We start from the raw sequence: 15,433 nt of genomic DNA, 5'->3' as shown, positions 1-15,433 counted from the left end.
CTAACCGCTGGCATGCGAAGAGGACCCGGCCGACGCGGAGTTCGTCGGCCGGGTCCTCCCGGATTCATCGCCGAGGTGGCGGTGGCCTTGCCGGTCAGCGGGCCACGGGATTGTCCATCGTGCCCGCGTAGAGCAGCGATTCCGCCTGGTTGCCGATGTCGACCATCTGCTTCGTGTTCTTCAGCTGCAGCCGGTTGAGGCACGAATGGGCGAAGCTCTGGGAACGCAGATCCACGTCCCCGGATACCCCGCGGGCATGCTCGGGGTGCTCGGATTCGTACCGGTCGAGCACCTCGGCGACCAGCGACCAGAACTGTCCGGCGGGCAGCAGCCCGTCGACGTCGAGGATCCCCGACAGGTGGCGCAGCACCCCGTCGAACATGTCGGTGAACACGGACAGCGCCTTCTCGTCGCCGGGCACGAGCGCCCGGATCCGCTCGACGTCGGCAGGCAGTTCGCGCCGGCCGACCACGGCGACCTCCTCGCCGATGTCCTTCATGAAGGCGCCGGTCACGGTGTGCTCGTCGAGGACGAGGATGAGGTTCTCACCGTGGGGCATGAACACGAGATCGTGGGCGAGCAGGGCGTGGACGAGCGGCTGCAGGTAGGCGCGCAGGTAGGCCCGCACCCAGTCCGCGGGGCTCAGCCCCGACGCGCGGATGAGCTCGGCGGCATAGGAGACGCCCCGGTGATCCCGGTGGAGCAGCGAAGCCATGGTCACAACCTTCTGACCTGGTGCGATGGCCGTCAACGGGTTCTCGCGCCACAGGGAGGCGAGCATCTTCCGGTGCGGGTTCGTCTCCTGCGTCCGGTGGTAGACGTCACCGGCGTACCCGAGTGCCGAGCGCTCACGCAGCAGTCGGAAGCCCGCCTCGGCGAAGCTCGGATCGGAGCCGACGAGGTCGGCGACCCAGTCGTTGATCGCCGGGGTGTCGCGCATGTACTTCGGGGACAGCCCGCGCAGGAAGCCCATGTTCTGCACCGCGAGTGCGACCTTGACGTAGGGGGCGCCGGGACGCGAGTGGTTGAAGAAGGTGCGCAGGGACTGCTGAGCCTGATGTTCATCGAGGCCGGTGCCCAGAGGCAGGAGATCCCCGCGGGCGATATCGGCTGCGAAGGTGATCGCCAGCCGGTGGTCGGCCTGCCAGGGGTGGACGGGCAGGAGGTGGAAGTCCTCCGGACTGCGGCCGGCGGCCCGGATGCGTGAGTCGAAGAGCTCTCTCTCCGCAGGGCTGAGCGCCCAGTCGAGGTGGGCGGCCTCGGTCAGTCCGGTGCCGAGCGAGAGGTGGCTGTGCTCGCGGCTCGCTGCGACCCATTCGATGCGGTTGCGGCGGCCGTTCTCCGGCGCCCACGTCCGGTAGTCGCCGAGCGAGAACCCGATTCGTCCGTTGTTCGCGATGAACCCGGGGTGGCCCTCGGTCATGGCCGCCTCGGTGGCTTGGAAATCGGCGTCGAGGAGGCCCGTCGATGAGGGACGTCGGCCCTTCCACGCCTCGGCGAGTTTGAAGGCGCTGCCGGCCAGGGTCGAGGCGAGCTCCTCGAGGTAGGTCGAGATGAGGTCCTCGGGAATCGCCAGGGCGTCCTGGAGTTCGACGACGAGTTCCTGCGCGTCGAGCGGGACCTCGGTGCCGTCCTGGCGACGCGTGATGCTGCCTTCGTCGATCGCCCAGTGCTCAAGCGGCAGAACACGGGCGGTGAAGGTGTAACGCGACCCTCCGTCGACGTGCAGCTGCCAATCATCGGGCCCGGCGGCCGGCTCGGTCGACCGGACCGGGGTGATGAGCCGTTCGTGGGCGAACTCGGAGAGGGCCTTCGCGACGAGGTGGCGCTGCGTGACCGCGAAGGTGTCCGCATTGAGGTGGGCGTAGGCGTTCGGGGTGACCTCGGCTGGCGTTTCGGGAGTCGCCGAGGTGTCCCCGGCGACCGCGCGGGAATGCCCAACCAGTCTGCCGAGTTCGCTGGCGGCGAAGTCGCCGCGTGTGCACGTGCTGACGAGTGCCGTCTTCGTCTCTTCGCCCACGGCGATCTCGGCCTCGCGGATCGGGGTGAAGCCGGCGGCGCGGTTCTTCTCGAGGATGCCCGCATTGCGTGCATCGGGTTCGACGACGACGCGTTCGGCTCCGCGGCCGCCCTGGTCGGAGGCCCGGAAGCAGAAGTCCATGACCTCGGCCATGATCCGCCCGGTCAGTCCCGACACGGCGGGACCCTGGGGTGGGGCGACGAGCAGGTGCATGCCGAGGTCGCCAGCGCCGGTGAGCAGCACATCGTGCGGGATGAGTGTCGCCGGGGTGTAGGTCTCGACGTAGAAGCAGTCGAGACCGTCGACGGCTCCGATCCAGCCCTGGTCATCGGCCGAGGCGTCGATGCCGGTCAGGTAGTCCCGAACGCCGGTCTCGTCGAGCTCGGTCATCTGCCAGTAGTGTGCACGCGGATGGCTGAGCCAGGCGTGCAGGTTCGCGGTGTCGCGGTCGATGTCGACAGGGCGGATGCTCACACCCTCCCCTGCCGCCGAGGCGGTCGCCGGGTCTGCGTCGGGGTCGGCCTGCGGCCGGGTGATCGTGTCGGTGCTCATGCGTGTGTCATCTCCTTGGCATCGTCGAAGTCGAAGGCGGTTTCGAGGTCGACGGTCGGCTCGTCCCCTGCGTCGCTCGCAGGCCCTGTCTCGCTCGCCGGCCCGCCGTCGCTCTCGGGCACTCCGAAGGTCTGGAAGGCGATGGTCTGCTCGATCGGATACGGTTCGCGACCGGTCACACGGGCCAGCACCACCGAGGCCCGCCAGGGACCGAAGCCCAGGTCAGGGGCGGTGACGCCGTGGGTATGCTCTTCTCCGTTGAGGACGTGGACGGTGCCTGATTCGTTGACCGTGTAGTGGCGGCTGACATCGAGGCGTCCCTTCGCGTCGAGGCGGATCTCGTCGCCGAGTCCGGACAGGAAGCCCGGCACCTGCGACTTGTAGCCGGTGGCCGAGACCACCGAGGCACTCCGCCGGGTGAACTCTCGGTCCAGGGCCGTGTTCCTGAATCCCAGCAGGTACTCCCCGGTGGCGGGGTCGATCTCTGCGGAGACGAGTTCGGCCTCGGTGAGCAGGTTCGTGTGCAGCTTCCGTTCGCCTCGGCTGAGCCGGTAGAGAGTGTCGTGGATGTCGTCGACGAGGTCGCCGGAGATTCCCTTGTACAGGGTCCGCTGCTCACGTCCCACCTGCTCACGCAGCTCATCGGGCAGGGCGCGGAAGTGGTCGGTGTATTCCGGTGAGGTCATCTCGAGGGTCAGCTTCGTGTACTCCATCGGGAAGAACCGCGGTGAGCGCGTCACCCAGTCAAGGCGCACATCGCGTTCCTCGGCGTCCTCGATGAGGTCCCGGTAGATCTCGGCCGCGGACTGTCCGCTGCCGATGATCGTTACCGCCCCGGAATCGAGCAGCTCTTCGCGGTGGTCGAGGTAGTCGGCGGTGTGGATGACCGGTCCCGCGCCCGTGATCTCAGCGCCTGCGGCCTCGAGGTTGCCCAGCGCCGGAGGAAGGACAGGTGAAGTGCCCACGCCGAGGACGAGGTGGCGGGCCCGGTGGACCTCGGTCCCGATGATCGCACCGGTCGGGTCGACCACCTCGGCGATGGCGGTGAAGATGTCGTCGTCCTTGGTCACCGAGGTGACCCGACGCCCCCAGCGGAGGGTGTCGAGCTGAGCGGCGACCCACCGGCAGTATTCGTCGAATTCGGCGCGCAGGGGGTAGAAGGACTCACGGATGTAGAAGGGGTAGAGGCGGCCGCGATCCTTGAGGAAGTTGAGGAAGGAGTAGGGCGAAGTGGGGTCGGCCATGGTCACGAGGTCGGCGAGGAAGGGCACCTGCACGGTCGAGCCTTCGATCATCATGCCGGGGTGCCAGCGGAATTCCTGCCGCTGGTCGAGGAACACGGCGTCGACGTCGTCGAGCGGCTCGGACAGGGCGGCCAGGCCGAGCCCGAAGGGGCCGACGCCGATGCCGAGCAGGTCATGGATGGCGGTGTCGGTCGCGCTCATGCTGCGCCTCCTTCGGTCGAGGTCAGGGAGTCGTTGTTCTCGAGGTGGCGTCCGGCGAGGATGCCGTGGCCGGTGGCGCGGACGAGGTCGAGGACGGCGGTGACGTCGTCGACCGTGGTCGCGGGGTTGAGCAGGGTGAGTTTGAGCCAGGGCCGTCCGTCGATGACGGTGCGGGCCACGGCCGCTCGGCCGGATCGGAACAGGACCCGGCGGATCATCGGCACGAGTTCGTCGGCGGTGCCCGCATCGGCGGTGCGGGGTGTGAAGCGGAAGAGCACGGTCGACAGGTCGGAGGCCCCGCGGACTTCGAAGTCGGGCTGTGCGGCGAGGAGCTCCCTGACGTCGGCGGCGAGGTCGCAGACCGTGTCGATCATCGTCCCGATCTCGTTCGCCCCGCGGGCCCGCAGGGTCGCCCAGAGTTTGAGAGCGTCGAAGCGGCGCGTGGTCTGCAGGGATTTGTCGACCTGGTTCGGTTCGGCCTCGGCGCCGGCCGCTTCGGCCTCCGGGTTGAGGTAGTCGTGGTGGTGGAGTGTCGGGGCGAAGAGGCGAGGCTCGCGGACGAGCAGTGCGCAGGAGGACACGGGCTGGAAGAAGGTCTTGTGGAAATCGATGGTCACCGAGGTGGCCCCCTCGATTCCGGTGAGCAGGCGACGTCGGCGCGGTGCCCAGAGGAGTCCCCCGCCGTAGGCGGCATCGACGTGGAGCCACACGTTCGCGTCCGTGCAGGCCGCGGCGATGGGTTCCAGCGGATCGATGACGCCGAGGTCGGTGGTCCCGGCCGTGGCGACCACGGCCATGGGGATGTTCCCGGCCTCGGTCACGGCCGTCAGCGTTGAAACGAGTTCGGCGGGATCCATGCGACCGGCCTCATCGGTGCCCACGGTCACGACCGCCTCGGCGTCGAGGCCGAGGATGTGAGCGGCACGGGAGACCGAGAAGTGAGCCTGATCGGAGGTGAGGATCCGCATCCGAGACAGCTCGCCTCGGCGGGTGGGATCCTGGTTCGCGCCCTCGGCAGAGTCGACGGATTCCGCGGATCCCAGCGCAGCGGATTCCGCGGTCCGGTCGCGCATCACGTTCTCGCGGGCCAGGTAGAGGGCCTGCAGGTTCGACTGGGTGCCGCCGGAGGTGAAGATTCCGTCGCCGTTCTCGAAGCCGAGGTGGCCCGTCGTCCAGCGGATCAGGCGACGTTCCATCAGGGTCGCGACCTCGGACTGGTCGTAGGTATCGACCGAGGTGTTGATGGCCGCGAGCATCGCTTCGGCGGCGACGGCGGGCACGGCCACGGGGCAGTTCAGGTGCGCGACGTAGCTGGGGTGGTGGAACCACACGGCGTTGGCCGCGTAGAGCGAGTCGGCCTCGCGCAGGGCCGCCGAGTTCCCGATTCCGGCGGTGTCGAGGTCGACCTCGTCGACCGCGCTCTGCAGCTGGGTGCGATCCCGCGCCGAGGTGGGGGTGTCGACCGCTGCGAAGCGCGTGGCGAGTGCGTCGATGGTCTCGTGCATGAGGTCGGAATACGCTGCGGCGCTGTGGGCACCGAGCAGCGAGTCGGTGGCCGTGGTGTCGGCGGCCGTGGTGTCGGCGGTGCCGACAGCGGCCTGAAGTGATGGTGCGGGCGGTTTCGCTTCGGTGTCCGAGAGCAGAGAAGTCGTCACGGTGAGGTTTCCTCCTTCGTCGTGCGGCCCGCATCAGGCGGGTCGCATTAGGGGAACCTACCCTAAGAAGTCCGAAGCGCAAGGTGGGCGGAATCACGCCGACCGACTACGGAAGTAGCCCGGATTCTCGGGCGAGACGGCCCCTCCCCAGCACTCATGCGGCAAGGAAGCGTGCTGACAACAGATACATACCCACTCGAATTGGTTGAGTGGTCTTTGTCACACCGAGGCGGTTCGTCCGACATCGTGAGACGCAGAAAACGGCCGTAGTCTCTGCGCGGTGGCAGAGACTACGGCCGCTTGGTGGTTCCGAGACCTCAGTTCGGGAGCCGATCGTCCCGATTCATGAGCTCCGGACCATCACTACATGAACTCCCGACGATCACTTCACGAGTCCCGGGCGATCACTTGACGACGTAGTTGGGAGCCTCGACAGTCATCTGGATGTCGTGCGGGTGGCTCTCCTTGAGCCCGGCAGTGGTCAGGCGGACGAACTTGCCCTTGGCCTTGAGGTCGTCGATAGTGCGGGCACCGACGTAGAACATCGATTGCCGCAGTCCGCCGGTGAGCTGGTGGGCGACCTGCTTGAGGTGCCCGCGGTAGGCCACCCGGCCTTCGATGCCCTCGGGGATGAGGTCCGTATCGGTGGCGATATCGGCCTGGAAGTAGCGGTCCTTCGAGTACGACTTGCCCTTGCGCGGCGCCATCGCACCGAGGGAGCCCATGCCGCGGTAGGCCTTGTACTGCTTGCCGTTGACGAAGATGAGTTCGCCCGGTGACTCATTGCAGCCGGCCAGGAGGGACCCGAGCATGACGGTGTCGGCTCCGGCGACCATGGCCTTGGCGATGTCGCCCGAATACTGGAGTCCGCCGTCGCCGATGACCGGGACGCCCGCGGCGCGAGCGGCCTGCGCGGCGAGGTGGATGGCGGTGACCTGGGGAACGCCGACTCCGGCGACCACGCGGGTGGTGCAGATCGAGCCCGGTCCCACACCGACCTTGACCCCGTCCACGCCGGCGTCGATGAGCGCCTGCGCGCCTTCCTTCGTGGCGACGTTTCCACCGACGATCTCGACTCCGGCGAACGCCTTGTCGGCCTTGATCGTGCGGATCATGTCGGTCACTCCCCTGGCGTGACCGTTGGCGGTGTCGACGACGAGGACGTCGACGCCCGCCTCGGCGAGGAGGCCTGCGCGTTCGTAGGCGTCGCCGTAGAAGCCGACGGCGGCACCGACCCGCAGGCGACCTTCGTCGTCCTTCGTGGCCAGGGGGTATTCCTCGGTCTTGACGAAGTCCTTGACGGTGATGAGGCCGCGGATGACGTTGTCCTCATCGACCAGCGGCAGCTTCTCGACCTTGTGCTCTGCGAGGAGCTCGAAGGCCTTCTCCGCAGAGACGCCGTCGGGGGCGGTGACCAGCGGCATCCGAGTCATGGTCTCGCCGACGGTGCGCGTCGCGTATTCGCTGCGGGTGACGAACCGCAGGTCGCGGTTGGTCACGATGCCCAGCAGCACATCGTTCTCGTCGACGACGGGCAGACCGGAGATCCGGTACTTGCCGCAGATCTCGTCGAGCTCCTCGAGAGTCTTCTCGGGAGTGATCGTCAGGGGATCGTTGATCATCCCCGATTCGGAGCGTTTGACGTAGTCGACCTGATCAGCCTGGTCCTCGGCCGAGAGGTTGCGGTGGATGATGCCCAGACCGCCGATGCGGGCCATGGCGATGGCCATCCGCGACTCGGTCACGGTGTCCATGGCCGCAGAGACCAGCGGGATGTTGAGCTCGATCCCCTTGGTCAGTCTGGTCGTCGTGGAGGCTTCCGAGGGGATGACATCGGTGTCGCCTGGCAGGAGGAGGACATCGTCATACGTGAGCCCGGTGAGGGAGAACGGATCGTTTGCGGCCTGTGATTCCTGCTCAGGATTGACCATGAAACAGCCTTTCGACGCGAAGATACGGTTGCTCAATGCTATCGGAGACAATCAGGCAGTATCTACGTTTTCAAGTACCCTCGGCTGTGAGACTGGCAACAGGACTCCGCGCACGCTCTGCCGCGAAGAGAATGCTCCGGCAAGCCATCACCGCTCCGCCAATTCACCACCGATCCGCCTCGCCACCACCGACTCGAGAGCAATCACCCATGCCCGAGCCGCCGGACGCGGCTCAGCGTCCCGCGCCGACCGATCGGGCGAGGTCGAGAGTGGAGGCCTCGGAGTCGTCGAGGTGGATGCGCAGCAGTCCCTCGGCACCTTGCCGGTCCCCCGATTTGATCTTCTCGAGGATGTCCCGGTGGGGGTTGGCCCAGTGGGAGTGGTATTTGCCCGGTTCGACCGAGCGGGAGAAGGTCGTCGAGAGTCGGGCCATGAGGTTGAGGTAGAACTCGTCGAGCAGGGGCGAGCCGAGGAGGCCCACGATGGCGCGGTGGAAGGAGGCCGAGTGCTCCTGCGCATCGACCCAGCCTTCATTGTCCGGAGCGGTCTCGGCGCGGACCACCGAGGCCTCGACGACGGCCATCGCCTCCTCGGTGGCGTCCTGGGATTCCTGCACCGCACGGATCTCGAAGACCCGGCGGGCCCGGTAGAGGTCCTTGAGTTCGTCGATGCCGAAGGTGCGGACGAAGAAGCCGCGGTTGGGTTCCTGGACGAGCAGTCCGGCGTGGCGGAGCAGGCTGAGCGACTCGCGCGCGGTATTGCGGGAGACGTTGAATTCCTTGGCCAAGGCACCGTCCCGCACGGGACTGCCGGCGGGGTATTCGCCGGAGGTGATTCGGGACCGGACCAGGGCGACGATCGCCTCTGAGGTGCATCCGGGTGCGTTTGGACTCATACCCCCAGGTTACCGTGTCCCCGCGGATCTTGGGTGGAAGCGCCCCGGGTCCAGGCGAAGCGCGGTGTCGAATCGGCGCGGGCGACCGGTCAGCGGATCGTCGAATGCGATCGCGGCGGCCAGCAGTTGGAGCGGGGAATCGAAATCATAGGGATCCGGTTCGCGGTCGATCGGGTAGACGGGATCGCCGAGGATGGGCAGCCCGAGCGCGTTCATGTGCACGCGCAGCTGGTGGGTCTTGCCGGTCAGCGGTTCGAGTTCGTATTCGGCGATCGCATCCGACGTCGTTTCCCCGCGCCGAGGTGGCTCCACCGTTCCGAGCAGGCGGATCCGGCTGATCGCGTTCGGTTCGCCTTCGACTTCGCGGACCTGCCTCCCGCCCGGGGGTTTGATCAGTCTCGATTCCCGCAGCAGCGGGAAGTCGAGGTTCTCCGGCGGCAGCGGTGCCAGTGCCCGGTAGGTCTTGGTGACCTTCCGATCTTGGAAGAGACGCTGGTAGCGGCCCCGGGTCTCGGGACGCTTCGAGAGGATGAGCAGACCCGCGGTGACCCGGTCGAGACGATGGATGGCCACGAGGTCGGGCTGGTCGAAGTCCTGGCGTGCTCGGGTGACCACGCTCTCGCGGACGAAGCGCCCGTTGGGGGTGCTGGCCAGGAAGTGGGGTTTGTCGACGACGAGCAGGTCCTCGTCTTCGCAGACGACAGAGATCTCGAAGGGAATGCGTGCCTCCGGGGGCACTGGACGGTGGAAGAAATAGAACCCGCCGGGTTCGACCGGGTCGTCCCAGGCCACGGGTCGGCCGGTGATATCGCAGAGCCGCCCTGCCTCGGCGCCAGACTGAGCGAGGAGTCGTTCGATGTCGTCGACCGGGGCGGCGGGGAATTCCTCCCGCAGCCAGTCGCCGATGGTATCGGGGACCGGCAGATGGTTCTTAGCATGTGTCGCCCGTCCGCCCGGTGCGCGCAGCGAGGTCGCCGAGATTCCGTCACGGGGCGGAAGCGGGCTGCGGGGCATTCACGCAGTCTATCGGGCGAGCCGATGTCGTCTGGAAGCGTGGGGCTGCGAGAAATCGGGCGCGCGGAGTTCTATGGTGGAAGGTATGGACCACACCGATCTGACGGAAGAGTTCCTCCTCAACAAGGTCGCCACTCCTGTTGTTCTCGGCCTGTTCGCCAACGACGAGTGGGACAGCATCGCGATGAATCCCGACCCGGCTGGTGAAGGCAAATGGATCGTCCGAGTCGTCGCCGACTCGGAGGTCGCCGACATCCCCCTCGATTTCTCGGAGGGCACCGATTCGGTCGCTGACCTCCAGCTCACGCTCATCGCCGCACTCCGGGCATTCATCGACGGCTCGGACTTCGCGCAGCGCCGCGATGAGGACTGGGAGGCAGACGAACACAATGCCCCTCGCCCCAGTCTGTGGCGCGCTCCTCGCCCGGACTTCGACGGGCCCGACGAATGCCTGATGCGCCTGCGCAGAATCGGCTCGCGCAATCTCCGGCTCCACCGCCGTCGCTGCGCCTCGGCTCACCGCAGGGACTGACTCATGCCCTGTCGACGAGGAAGTCGATGGCGACGCCCCACTGAGGCGCGCCGTATTCGCGTCCCGGCAGACAACCGAGAGGATCAGCTGCTCAGCTTCCTGCGCTGTCGACGATTGGGCAACAGCACCTGAAGGACTCCCGCACCGATGCTTCCGTGGACGCGGATCGTGGGACTGCCTTCTTCGGCAGCTTGGTTGGCCTTGAACGCGATGACGGCGATCGATCTGCGCTGGAGGTCTGCGATGTCGACACCCCAGTCGTCGGGGACGACGAGCTTCAGGGTGCCGGTCCGGGCCGCGACTTCGATGTCGATGATCTTGAGATCCGTGCTGACCTCGAGGAAGTTGAGCTCGAGGAGGACTCCGGCGGGCTCGCAGCGCAGGTAGGCCGGCACAGGCCAGCGGCCGTTCCGAATGAGTCCGGTGGTCCACGGCGCGTGCACGATCTCTCTGTTCTCGGTGCTCCAGCCCGCACCGGACCGCCGGGACGCGAGGTCATCGGCACGGATGCCATCGGCTTCGGCACGGGCGTGCGCCGAGGGCAGATCCGGGGTGACGTCTGCCAGCGCCTCATCGAGATCGATCGGGAAACGTGCCGACTCGACGCGCTCCATCCGCTCCTCGAGTTCGTCAAGGGAGATTCGTCCCTCGCCTGCGGCCTTCCGGAGTGTTTCTATCGCGGCGTCACACTCGGGGTGGCCGATGCGCATCGTGCGCGCAGGATCTTCGGGCTGCCCGATCGGCTCATCTGAACCAGTGGGAGTCATCCCACCATCGTGCCCGATTCCTGTGCGCGCGGCAACGAAACGGGGCGGAGGAACGGCCTGCACTGGCTCGAGCTGTGGCTATCCGGCTTCGAGTGCGTCCACCGGACTGATCAACGTGGCCGCACGCGCTGGTGCCCGCTCGGTCAGGGCTTCACCGGAACCGCGTCACCATCGGCGGTCGACCGACAGGCTATTCGGACCGTGGTGCAATCGCCGCTGGCGCATGGTTCAGAGCCCGCCGAGCCGACCTTTTCAAACGCCGCTGCAGTTTACGTGCCGATCGGGCGAACTTGACGATTGTCATGTCGTCCTGTCGTTGGTGCCGTGCCTCACTGCGGTCCAGGGCACGGGTGGCTTCGTGAGCTTCGCGCCGGGCGACGGCCAGCTGTCGGTCTCTCTTCGCCAGCAGGAGCCCATAGCTTTCGATTGCAGCCAAGCGTGCGCGGTTGGCTTCCAGCTCGGTGCCGAATCCGTTGGTGATCTCCTCGGCATGGAAGAATCCCGGCGCCGGAACCGAGGACGCATCCGGCTTCACGCCTGATTCGTCACCGACGGTATGCGCCACGACGAAGTCCCACCAGTCCCTATGCTCCTCGCGTCGGCGGACAGAACTCTCCTTGAGCACCTCGTGGAACGTCGAACGATTCTCCGCCAAGCCGACACCGGTGTCGACGATGTCATCGATCGACTCGATCGGCAGGACGAACTGCTCCATGCCGACATTCTCTGCCGCACCACGCATGCGAATGGAGGAATAGAGGTTGGGTACGACAGAGATGAAGGGCACTGCTGCCGCACCCGCGAAGATCCCGGCGTGGTACCGGGTGCCGATGACGAACTCGGCCCGCTCCGTCAGAGCAACAAGCTGCCGAGCAGTGAGCATTCGCGTCGGTTCGACCCTGTCCCGACCGATCTCTTCGGCAATCTGTGCATTGGCGATCTGATCGCGAGTGTGTTGGGCCGGCGGAAAACCGCCCCCGTGCGGAACCAGCAGCACTTTCAACCCGGTTTCGTCGGCAAGTCTGCGCGTGATCTCAGTGAGGATCTCGTGGTAGCGGCTGTCCGAGAGCACCGGCGAGGAGGCCTTCTCCGCATAGCTTGCCAGAATGAACGGTTCGTTCGTCAGGTCGGAGACGTCGTCCCGATCACTGTCTCGAGCCTCTAGGGAGAACGCATCGTCGACCTGTCGCCGGATGACTGCCCTCTTACCGCCCACCTGCTTGGCGAATTTCGTGGTGTAGCCTTCTCTGCTGCCGAGGAATTCGGCATCAGCGAGGAATTCGTAGACGAGCTTCCGGTCCTCGTCGTAGATCAGAGGCCCCAGAGTCTGACTGGTCAGCGCATAGGGTTTGCCGAACAGCTGCGCGATCCTGCCGAGAGTCACCCTCTCATAGATGTGATGAGCGAACATCGAATTGAGGTTGCCGCCGCCGGCGATGAGTACCGCATCGGAGCTGCGCACGGCCTCGATCACTCTGATGGCCGGATCCCCGGGTGCCAGGCCACCGCTGGCACCTTCGGTCCTGGCGAATTCGAGAACGCGCTCCATGCGGGTGATGTTGGGCGGACGGTTCCGTTTGAAGCCGATCCGTGGAATCGCCTTGACGCCATACATCTCACTGGCGTGAGCAGGTTCACCGGCGATGAGCGTGACCTCGATACCGCCTCGTTGATTCAGTGCGTCGAGAGCCATCTCGGTCATCGCCTCGTCACCGAGGTGATAGAACCGGCTCCAGCCGACGTCGCCGATCATCGTAATGCGTTTCATGTCTCCCTAAGGCAGCCTGCGCGTTCATCGTCAGGATCTCCGGGACACAGTAGTACTTCCCCCGCTCCTTCAGGTGAACAGACGAAGACCACCAGATGAACCCGACTGCTCGACACTTTCCTCATTCGACCTGTGGTCCACTTGGACTATGACATTTCCGGCGCTTCATCTCTCCCAATCCATCGACCGTTCCCCCACCGAGGTGGCGCGCTTCGCCGGAAACCCCGCCAATCTGCACACCTGAGCGGCCGGGCTGAGTGCGGGCATCCGGGAGGCGGAGGGCTGATGGATCGCCGATTCGCCGATGGGTTCCGTCGAGGTCCGCTTCCTGCCGGGGCGCGATTTCGGGATCCTCGACCATGAGGTGGTCTTCCCCGACGGCACGACGGTCCACAATCCGCTGCGGGTGTTGGCCAATGACACTGGCGCCGAGGTGGTCTTCACCCCCTTCCGCAGGCCGGGCACCAGCGAAGACGAGTTCGATCAGGACGCCGCATTGGTGCGCGAGGACCTGCTGCGGCTCCGCGATGCCCTCGCAGGTTAGCGCTCTTCCAGGTCAGTGCTCTACGACGTCCACGCTGTCGTCGACGAGCACACGGCCCGGAGGGCTTCCGCGGAACAGCCTCGGCGTTCTGCTGTGAATACACCAGTGGCCCGGAACATGATGTTCCGGGCCACTGATGCTGGTCAGAAACGACTCAGTCTGAGCGGATGGCTCAGTCCTCGTCCTCTTCTTCCTTCTTCTCGACGACCAGGGTCTCGGTGGTGAGAACCAGGGCGGCGATCGAAGCGGCGTTGCGCAGAGCCGAACGGGTGACCTTGACCGGGTCGATGATTCCGGCGCCGATGAGGTCGCCGTAGGAATCGGTGGCGGCGTTGTATCCCTGGCCGGACTCGAGGTCCTGCACCTTGGAGACGACGACGTAGCCGTCCTGACCGGCGTTCTCGGCAATCCATCGCAGAGGCTGGACGACGCCGCGGCGAACGATGTCGGCACCGGTGGCCGCATCTCCGGCCAGTCCCAGGTCGTTTCCGTCGAGGACCTTCGCGGCGTGGATCAGAGCCGATCCACCACCGGCGACGACGCCTTCTTCGATGGCGGCACGAGTTGCGGACACGGCGTCTTCGACGCGGTGCTTACGCTCCTTGAGCTCCACCTCGGTGGCGGCGCCGACCTTGATGACGGCGACACCGCCGGAGAGCTTGGCCAAGCGCTCCTGCAGCTTCTCGCGGTCCCAGTCGGAATCGGTGTTCTCAACCTCGGCGCGGATCTGGGCGACCCGGCCGGCAACAGCATCGTCGGACCCGGCACCATCGATGATGGTGGTGTTGTCCTTGGTGACGGTGATGGTGCGGGCGTTGCCGAGCTCGTCCAGGGTGATCTGGTCGAGCTTCATGCCCATATCCGGGGTGACGACCTGACCACCGGTGAGGACGGCGAGGTCCTCGAGGATGGCCTTGCGGCGGTCACCGAAGCCGGGTGCCTTGACGGCAGCGACATTGATGATTCCGCGCAGCTTGTTGACGACCAGCGTCGACAGAGCCTCGCCCTCGATGTCTTCGGCAACGATGAATAGGGGCTTTCCGGCCTGCTGCACCTTCTCGAGCACAGGGAGGAGCTCCTGGATGTTGGAGATCTTGCCCTGGTTGATGAGGATGAGCGCGTCGGAGAGCACAGCTTCCTGGCGATCAGCATCGGTCACGAAGTGCGGCGAGAGGTAACCCTTATCGAACTGCATTCCCTCGGTGATCTCGAGTTCCACAGAAGCGGCCTGGGACTCGTCGATCGTGATGACGCCGTCCTTGCCCACCTTGTCGAAGGCGTCGGCAATGAGCTTGCCGATCTCTTCGGACTGAGCGGACAGACCGGCGACGTGGGCGATCTCCGAGGAGTCGGCGACATCGCGGGCGATGGTGCCGAGCTGATCGGAGACAGCCTCGACGGCGGATTCGATTCCGCGCTTGAGCGCTCCGGGAGCAGCACCGGCGGCCACATTGCGCAGACCTTCGTTGACGAAGGCCTGAGCCAGGACCGTCGCGGTGGTGGTTCCGTCACCGGCGATGTCGTTGGTCTTGGTGGCAACTTCCTTGGCCAGCTGGGCGCCGAGGTTCTCGTAGGGATCGTCGACCTCGACCTCACGAGCGATGGTCACGCCATCGTTGGTGATCGTGGGGGCGCCCCACTTCTTGTCGAGCACGACATTGCGGCCCTTGGGTCCCAGCGTCACCTTGACGGTGTCGGCCAGGGTGTTGACACCCTTTTCGAGTGCACGACGAGCTTCGTCGTTGAATTCCAGAGTCTTAGGCATTCGTCCTCCTGTCAGTGAAGTGGTTGTTCAGAGGATTCAGCCGATGACGGCGAGCACGTCACGAGCCGAGAGCACGAGGAATTCTTCTCCTGCGTACTTGACTTCGGTGCCTCCGTACTTGGAGTAGATGACCTTGTCGCCGATGGCAACGTCAACGGGAACGCGGTTTCCGTTGTCGGCAACGCGGCCTGGGCCCACTGCGACAACTTCGCCTTCCTGAGGCTTTTCCTTGGCGGTTTCGGGAATGACCAGACCACTGGCGGTAGTCTGTTCTGCTTCGACCTGACGGATGACAATCCGATCTTCGAGTGGCTTGATGGAGACCGACATATCGGGCCCTCTCCCTTCGCTGGGTTCAATTCTTCGTTGAGTCAGACGGCGGCTGCTGCCATGAATCTCTCGTCGTCGCGGGTGCCGAGCGATTCGACCGTCTCGTAAAACTGGCACTCAATGAGTGCTAGTGCTAATTCGACTCTAGAACGGGTTTAGCACTCGGTCAACTCGAGTGCCAAGGTTTCGTCATGCTCTGGGCGAAAGTTCAGATT

12 protein-coding genes are annotated in these 15,433 nt (G+C 65.7%); 2 read left to right on the top strand and 10 right to left on the bottom strand.

Features of this window, described 5'->3' with window-relative positions; genetic code table 11:
- Positions 1 to 94: 94 nt before the first annotated feature.
- From ACH82I_RS15515 to ACH82I_RS15490, 6 genes are all read right to left on the bottom strand, one after another.
- On the bottom strand, positions 95 to 2,572 hold the full coding sequence (locus ACH82I_RS15515) for a GNAT family N-acetyltransferase (protein ID WP_413333897.1): 2,478 nt from the start codon (positions 2,570 to 2,572) through the stop codon (positions 95 to 97).
- Entirely contained in the window at positions 2,569 to 4,017 is a 1,449-nt protein-coding gene (locus ACH82I_RS15510; protein WP_413333896.1) for a lysine N(6)-hydroxylase/L-ornithine N(5)-oxygenase family protein, read from the bottom strand. Before ACH82I_RS15510 ends, ACH82I_RS15515 begins: the two co-directional genes overlap by 4 nt.
- Positions 4,014 to 5,522 carry a pyridoxal phosphate-dependent decarboxylase family protein gene (locus ACH82I_RS15505; RefSeq protein WP_413336771.1) on the bottom strand — a complete coding sequence of 503 codons (1,509 nt, stop codon included), beginning with the start codon at positions 5,520 to 5,522 and terminating at the stop codon, positions 4,014 to 4,016. Before ACH82I_RS15505 ends, ACH82I_RS15510 begins: the two co-directional genes overlap by 4 nt.
- 554 nt (positions 5,523 to 6,076) lie before the next feature.
- Positions 6,077 to 7,603, bottom strand: coding sequence for an IMP dehydrogenase (gene guaB / locus ACH82I_RS15500; protein WP_230744764.1), 1,527 nt, complete (start codon positions 7,601 to 7,603; stop codon positions 6,077 to 6,079).
- Positions 7,604 to 7,835: 232 nt separating this feature from the next.
- Entirely contained in the window at positions 7,836 to 8,498 is a 663-nt protein-coding gene (locus ACH82I_RS15495) for a GntR family transcriptional regulator (protein WP_413333893.1), read from the bottom strand.
- 9 nt (positions 8,499 to 8,507) lie between these two features.
- Complete coding sequence (locus tag ACH82I_RS15490; RefSeq protein WP_413333891.1) at positions 8,508 to 9,512, bottom strand: pseudouridine synthase; 1,005 nt, start codon at positions 9,510 to 9,512, stop codon at positions 8,508 to 8,510.
- Between the two features lie 85 nt (positions 9,513 to 9,597).
- Here ACH82I_RS15490 and ACH82I_RS15485 point away from each other — a divergent pair, with 85 nt between their 5' ends.
- Entirely contained in the window at positions 9,598 to 10,044 is a 447-nt protein-coding gene (locus tag ACH82I_RS15485) for a hypothetical protein (RefSeq protein ID WP_413333889.1), read from the top strand.
- Positions 10,045 to 10,127: 83 nt separating this feature from the next.
- On the opposite strand, the gene ACH82I_RS15480 is transcribed toward ACH82I_RS15485, so the two are convergent.
- Both ACH82I_RS15480 and ACH82I_RS15475 read right to left on the bottom strand, forming a co-directional pair.
- Entirely contained in the window at positions 10,128 to 10,811 is a 684-nt protein-coding gene (locus tag ACH82I_RS15480; protein WP_413333887.1) for a DUF1707 SHOCT-like domain-containing protein, read from the bottom strand.
- 190 nt (positions 10,812 to 11,001) lie between these two features.
- Entirely contained in the window at positions 11,002 to 12,579 is a 1,578-nt protein-coding gene (locus tag ACH82I_RS15475; protein ID WP_413333885.1) for a polysaccharide pyruvyl transferase family protein, read from the bottom strand.
- Between the two features lie 304 nt (positions 12,580 to 12,883).
- Between ACH82I_RS15475 and ACH82I_RS15470 the strand changes: the two genes are divergently transcribed.
- A complete protein-coding gene (locus ACH82I_RS15470) occupies positions 12,884 to 13,123 on the top strand; it encodes a hypothetical protein (protein ID WP_413333884.1) in 240 nt (79 codons plus the stop codon).
- Positions 13,124 to 13,295: 172 nt separating this feature from the next.
- Here the strand turns inward: ACH82I_RS15470 and groL are convergent, their stop codons facing one another.
- Both groL and groES read right to left on the bottom strand, forming a co-directional pair.
- The gene (gene groL, locus ACH82I_RS15465; protein WP_230744757.1) at positions 13,296 to 14,888 is read right to left on the bottom strand and encodes a chaperonin GroEL; all 1,593 of its coding nucleotides are present in this window, start codon (positions 14,886 to 14,888) and stop codon (positions 13,296 to 13,298) included.
- A 36-nt stretch (positions 14,889 to 14,924) separates the two neighbouring features.
- Positions 14,925 to 15,218 (bottom strand): co-chaperone GroES, encoded by a 294-nt coding sequence (gene groES / locus ACH82I_RS15460; protein WP_166973277.1) that lies wholly within the window; start codon positions 15,216 to 15,218, stop codon positions 14,925 to 14,927.
- Positions 15,219 to 15,433 lie beyond the last annotated feature (215 nt).

It is taken from the genome of Brevibacterium sp. GP-SGM9, assembly GCF_047300845.1.
In the GTDB taxonomy this organism is placed as follows: Bacteria; Actinomycetota; Actinomycetes; order Actinomycetales; family Brevibacteriaceae; genus Brevibacterium.
This window is presented reverse-complemented; position numbering and strand designations above follow the sequence as displayed.